This is a genomic window from Agromyces sp. P1_H4 (assembly GCF_056405255.1).
The window spans coordinates 1-4,949 of record NZ_JBFUCL010000286.1; the positions used below are offsets into that span (position 1 = coordinate 1).

4 protein-coding genes and 1 pseudogene are annotated in these 4,949 nt (G+C 71.2%); 4 read left to right on the forward strand and 1 reads right to left on the reverse strand.

Annotated elements, in window-relative coordinates:
- A partial coding sequence (locus tag AC1DY2_RS15295; RefSeq protein ID WP_476763203.1) for a hypothetical protein occupies window positions 1-190 on the reverse strand: 190 nt, incomplete at its 3' end.
- Window positions 191-292: 102 nt separating this feature from the next.
- Here AC1DY2_RS15295 and AC1DY2_RS15300 point away from each other — a divergent pair.
- From AC1DY2_RS15300 to AC1DY2_RS15315, 4 genes and pseudogenes are all read left to right on the forward strand, one after another.
- Window positions 293-1,777, forward strand: a complete 1,485-nt coding sequence (locus AC1DY2_RS15300) for a CoA-acylating methylmalonate-semialdehyde dehydrogenase (RefSeq protein ID WP_476763204.1) — start codon at window positions 293-295, stop codon at window positions 1,775-1,777.
- A gap of 94 nt (window positions 1,778-1,871) precedes the next feature.
- Complete coding sequence (locus tag AC1DY2_RS15305; RefSeq protein ID WP_476763205.1) at window positions 1,872-3,302, forward strand: aminotransferase class III-fold pyridoxal phosphate-dependent enzyme; 1,431 nt, start codon at window positions 1,872-1,874, stop codon at window positions 3,300-3,302.
- Window positions 3,303-3,446: 144 nt separating this feature from the next.
- Window positions 3,447-4,646, forward strand: coding sequence for an aminotransferase class I/II-fold pyridoxal phosphate-dependent enzyme (locus AC1DY2_RS15310; RefSeq protein WP_476763206.1), 1,200 nt, complete (start codon window positions 3,447-3,449; stop codon window positions 4,644-4,646).
- A gap of 35 nt (window positions 4,647-4,681) precedes the next feature.
- Window positions 4,682-4,949 (forward strand): annotated as a pseudogene (locus AC1DY2_RS15315) (hypothetical protein); the annotation flags it as partial.

A 4,949-nucleotide genomic window follows, 5' to 3' on the forward strand; every position in this document is an offset into this window, starting at 1 on the left:
CCCAGCGCACGCGCGCGTCGAGCGCACCCTCGCCCGAGAGCACCTCGGGAAGGCCGTGTGCGACCGCCTCGAGCGTGAGGATCTCCCGCACGGTCGGCAGCCCGTCGGCCGCCGTGGCGCTCGCCGCGGTCGCCGCCGGCGCCGCCGGACGATCTGTTCGGATCGCGTCGTCTTCGCGACGATCTGCCATCGATCGGGCCTCTCTGCCTCTGTAAGACTCGGGAGTGCCAGCCTAGACGACCACGTCGGCCATTCTGTCCGACCGTCGTCGCCCACGTCACGAAGGACCCGCATGAGCCTCATCCGACACTTCATCAACGGCCGCGAGGTCGCCGACGCCGAGCGCACCGGACCGGTCTTCAACCCGGCCACCGGCGCGCAGCAGCACGAGGTGGCATTCGCCTCGGTCGGCGAGGTCGAGCAGGCGATCGCCGCGGCATCTGCTGCCCTGCCGGGCTGGCGCGCGACGGGCCTCATCAAGCGCGCCGACGTGTTCTTCAGGCTGCGTCACCTGCTCGTCGAGCGCCAGGGCGAGCTCGCCGCGATCCTCACGAGCGAGCACGGCAAGGTGCTGTCGGATGCCGCGGGCGAGATCTCGCGCGGCATCGAGAACGTGGAGTTCGCCGCCGGGCTCGTGCACCTGCTGAAGGGCGAGCACTCGGAGCAGGTCGCGCGCGGCGTCGACGTGCACTCGACGAAGCAGCCCGTCGGCGTGGTCGGCGCGATCACGCCGTTCAACTTCCCGGTCATGGTGCCGCTGTGGATGGTCGCCTCGGCGATCGCGTGCGGCAACACGGTCGTATTGAAGCCCTCCGAGAAGGACCCGAGCGCCGCCGTCTTCCTCGCGAAGCTGTTCCAGGAGGCGGGCCTTCCCGACGGCGTGCTCAACGTCGTGCACGGTGACAAGGTCGCGGTCGACACGATCCTCGACGCCCCCGAGGTGCGCGCGATCTCGTTCGTCGGCTCGACGCCGATCGCGAAGTCGATCTACGAGCGGGCCGCCGCGAACGGCAAGCGGGTGCAGGCACTGGGCGGTGCGAAGAACCACATGGTGGTCATGCCCGACGCCGACCTCGAGGGCGCGGCCGACGCCGCGGTGTCGGCCGCGTACGGCTCGGCCGGCGAGCGCTGCATGGCCGTGTCGGTGCTCGTCGCGGTGGGCGACGTGGCCGACGACCTCGTCGAGGCGGTGCGCAGCCGCATGGGCGCGCTCGTCATCGGCGACGGCACGGATGCCGCGAGCGAGATGGGTCCGCTCATCACGCGCGAACACCGCGACAAGGTCGCCTCCTACGTGACGGGCGCAGCGGCCGAAGGCGCGACGGTCGTCGTCGACGGCACCACGCAGGCCTTCGACGGCGACGGCTTCTTCGTCGGCGTCTCGCTCGTCGACCACGTGAAGCCGGGCATGAAGGTCTACGACGACGAGATCTTCGGCCCGGTGCTCTCGGTCGTGCGCGTCGAGTCGTACGACGAGGCGGTCGCGCTCATCAACGCCAACCGGTTCGCGAACGGCACCGCGATCTTCACGCGCGACGGCGGCACGGCCCGCCAGTTCGAGTTCGACATCGAGGTCGGCATGGTCGGCGTGAACGTGCCGATCCCCGTGCCCGTCGGCGCGTACTCGTTCGGCGGCTGGAAGAGCTCGCTGTTCGGCGACTCGCACATCTACGGCCCCGAGTCGGTGCACTTCTACACCCGCTCGAAGGTCGTCACCACCCGCTGGCCGAACCCGTCGGAGTCGCAGGTCAACCTCGGCTTCCCGTCGAACCACTGACCCTCTTCCCATCGAGATGACGGCAATTGTCGGTTCGCTCTGCCCGATACCGACAACGACTGTCATCCGGAGACATCCGCGAGGAGCACCACGCATGACCGACACACTCACCGAGACCCAAGCGACGGATGCCGCGACGGCGAGGTACGCCGACCGGAGCGGCACGCGGCATCCGCTGCCCGACCTCGAGGCCGACGCCCGGGTGCGCGCCGACGACCGCGCCCACGTGTTCCACTCGTGGAGCGCGCAGGCGCTCATCGACCCGCTGCCGATCGCGGCTGGTGAGGGCTCGACGTTCTGGGACTACGCGGGCAACGCCTACCTCGACTTCTCGAGCCAGCTCGTGAACCTGAACCTCGGGCACCAGCATCCCGACCTCGTCGCGGCGATCCAGCAGCAGGCGGGCCGCCTCGCGACGATCCAGCCGTCGATGGCGAACGACGTGCGCGGCGAGCTCGCCCGCCGCATCGCCGAGGTGGCGCCCGGCGACCTCGACAAGGTGTTCTTCACCAACGGCGGCGCCGACGCCAATGAGTACGCCGTGCGCCTGGCCCGCGCCGTGACCGGCCGGCGCAAGGTGCTCTCGATGTACCGCAGCTATCACGGCGGCACCGCCACGGCCATCTCGCTCACGGGCGACCCGCGCCGCTGGGCGAACGAGCCGAGCGACGGCAGCGTCGCGCACTTCATGGGCCCGTACGCGTACCGCTCGTCGTTCCACGCCGACAATCCGGAGCAGGAGGCCGAGCGCGCGCTCGCCCACCTGGAGCAGGTCATCACGCTCGAGGGAGCCGGCACGATCGCCGCGATCATCCTCGAGACGGTCGTCGGCACGAACGGCGTGCTCGTGCCACCGCCCGGCTACCTGCAGGGCGTGCGCGAGCTGTGCGACCGCCACGGCATCGTCTACATCGCCGACGAGGTGATGGTCGGCTTCGGCCGCGTCGGCGAGTGGTTCGCGGTGAACCACTTCGGTGTCGTGCCCGACCTCATCACCTTCGCGAAGGGCGTGAACTCGGGCTACGTGCCACTCGGTGGCGTCGTCATCTCGGCGCGCATCGCCGCGCACTTCGACACGGTGGCGTTCCAGGGCGGGCTCACCTACTCGGGACATCCGCTCGCCTGCGCGGCGGGCGTCGCGACGTTCGAGGTGTTCGAGCGCGACGGCATCCTCGAGCGCGTGCGCGACCTCGGCACGCGCGTCGTCGAGCCGCGCCTCCGGGCGATGGCCGAGCGGCATCCGTCGGTCGGCGAGGTGCGGGGGCTCGGCCTGTTCTGGGCGATCGAGCTGGTGTCGGATGCCGCGGCGCGCGAGCCGCTCGTGCCGTTCAACGCCGCGGGCGCGGCCGCCGCGCCGATGGCCGCCGTGGCTGCGGCCTGCAAGCAGGCGGGCCTCTGGCCGTTCATCCACTTCAACCGGATGCACGTGGCGCCGCCGCTCGTGATCACCGAGGACGGGCTCGTGCGCGGCCTCGAGATCATCGACGCGGCCCTCGACGTGGCCGACGGGTACGTCACCGGCTGAAAGTCGGCGCCTGACGGCTCGACGCTCCGCGTCTCAGCGGCTCATGGAGGCCCCTGAGGCGCGGGCGTCGTCGCGGAGTAGCATGGGCCGCGTTCACGGGGACTTCGCGCCCGCGGAGCATCCCCGATCCCGAGGGAAGCGCCCATGGATGACCGACTCACCTCCGACCGTGTCGTGACCGTTGCGGCGGCGACGCCGTTCCAGCTGCTCTACGACTACTACCGGCTCTCGGGCTACGAGCAGCGACGGCACGAGCCGGGCGTGCTCGACTTCACGTTCGGCGACCCGCACGACCCGCCGTCGCAGGCCTACGTCGAGATCCTCCGCGAAGCGCTGGTGCCGCAGCACGAGTTGTGGTTCGCCTACAACTTCGGCGACGCGAAGGCGGTGGCCGCGGCGACCGAGTCGCTCAGCCGGCATGTCGGCATCCCGTTCGAGCCCGAGGACGTGCACCTCACCACGGGCGGGTTCGCGGCCATCTCGACGGCCCTCAAGATCGTCGGCGACCCGGGCGACGAGGTCGTGTACAGCCTCCCGCCGTGGTTCCTCTACGAGCCGCTCGTGATCGAGGCCGGCATGGTGCCGGTGAAGGTGTCGATCGACCGCGAGACCCTCGATCTCGACCTCGACGCGATCGCCGCGGCCATCACGCCGCGCACCCGCATCGTGATCGTGAACAGCCCCAACAATCCGACGGGCCGCATCTACCCGCCGGCCACGCTCGAGCGGCTCGCGGCGATCCTCGACGAGGCGTCGGAGCGCAACGGCCGGCGCATCTTCCTCATCTCCGACGAGGCCTACAACCGCATCGTCTTCGACGGGGCGCGCTTCCGCAGCCCGGTGGAGTTCTATCCGTGGAGCTTCCTCGCCTACAGCTACGGCAAGACGCTGCTCTCGCCCGGCGAGCGCATCGGGTACCTCGCCGTGCCCCCCACCATGCCCGGGCGCGAGGCGTTCCGCGACGCGATCGAGACGGTACAGATCTCGGGCGGCTGGCTCTTCCCCAACGCGTCGATGCAGTACGCGCTGCCGAAGCTGGAGACGCTCGCGTTCGACCTGCCGCTCTTCCAGCGCAAGCGCGACGTGATGGTGGCGGCCCTGCGCGAGATCGGCTACCGCGTCGCCCAGCCCGAGGGCACGTTCTACCTGTTCCCCGAGTCGCCGCTCACCGACGACGTCGAGTTCACGCGGGCGCTCGATCGCGAGGGCGTCCTCGTGCTCCCGGGCCGCATGTTCGAGACGCCCGGCTTCTTCCGCATCTCGCTCACCGCCACGATGGAGACGATCGAGGCCGGCCTCCCCCGGTTCGCCGCGGCGTTCCGCGCGGCCGCCGCGCCGGTCTGACGGCGGCGTCGGCCCCGTCGGCTAGCCTGAATCCCATGGACTCTCGGGCGGCGTCCGGCGGCATGGCCCGGCGAACCTTCCTCGCCGCGTCGCTCTCGGGGATCGCCGCCGTCACGCTCGCGAGCTGCTGGCCGCAGYCCGCGCCCACGCCGGCTCCCACGACCTCGGCGCCCCCTGTGCCCGCGCCCACCCCCCGGCCCGACGGCGTCCCCGCGCCGACGGCCATGCGCCGCTCGCGGTGGGGCGCCGACCCGTTCGCTCGCGGCGCGTTCTCGTACGACGCGGTCGGCACCACTCCTCGCC

Coding starts and splice junctions, on each gene's coding strand:
- AC1DY2_RS15300 (WP_476763204.1), top strand. CDS start 293: ATGAGCCTCATCCGACACTTCATCAACGGCCGCGAGGTCGCCGACGCC.
- AC1DY2_RS15305 (WP_476763205.1), top strand. CDS start 1,872: ATGACCGACACACTCACCGAGACCCAAGCGACGGATGCCGCGACGGCG.
- AC1DY2_RS15310 (WP_476763206.1), top strand. CDS start 3,447: ATGGATGACCGACTCACCTCCGACCGTGTCGTGACCGTTGCGGCGGCG.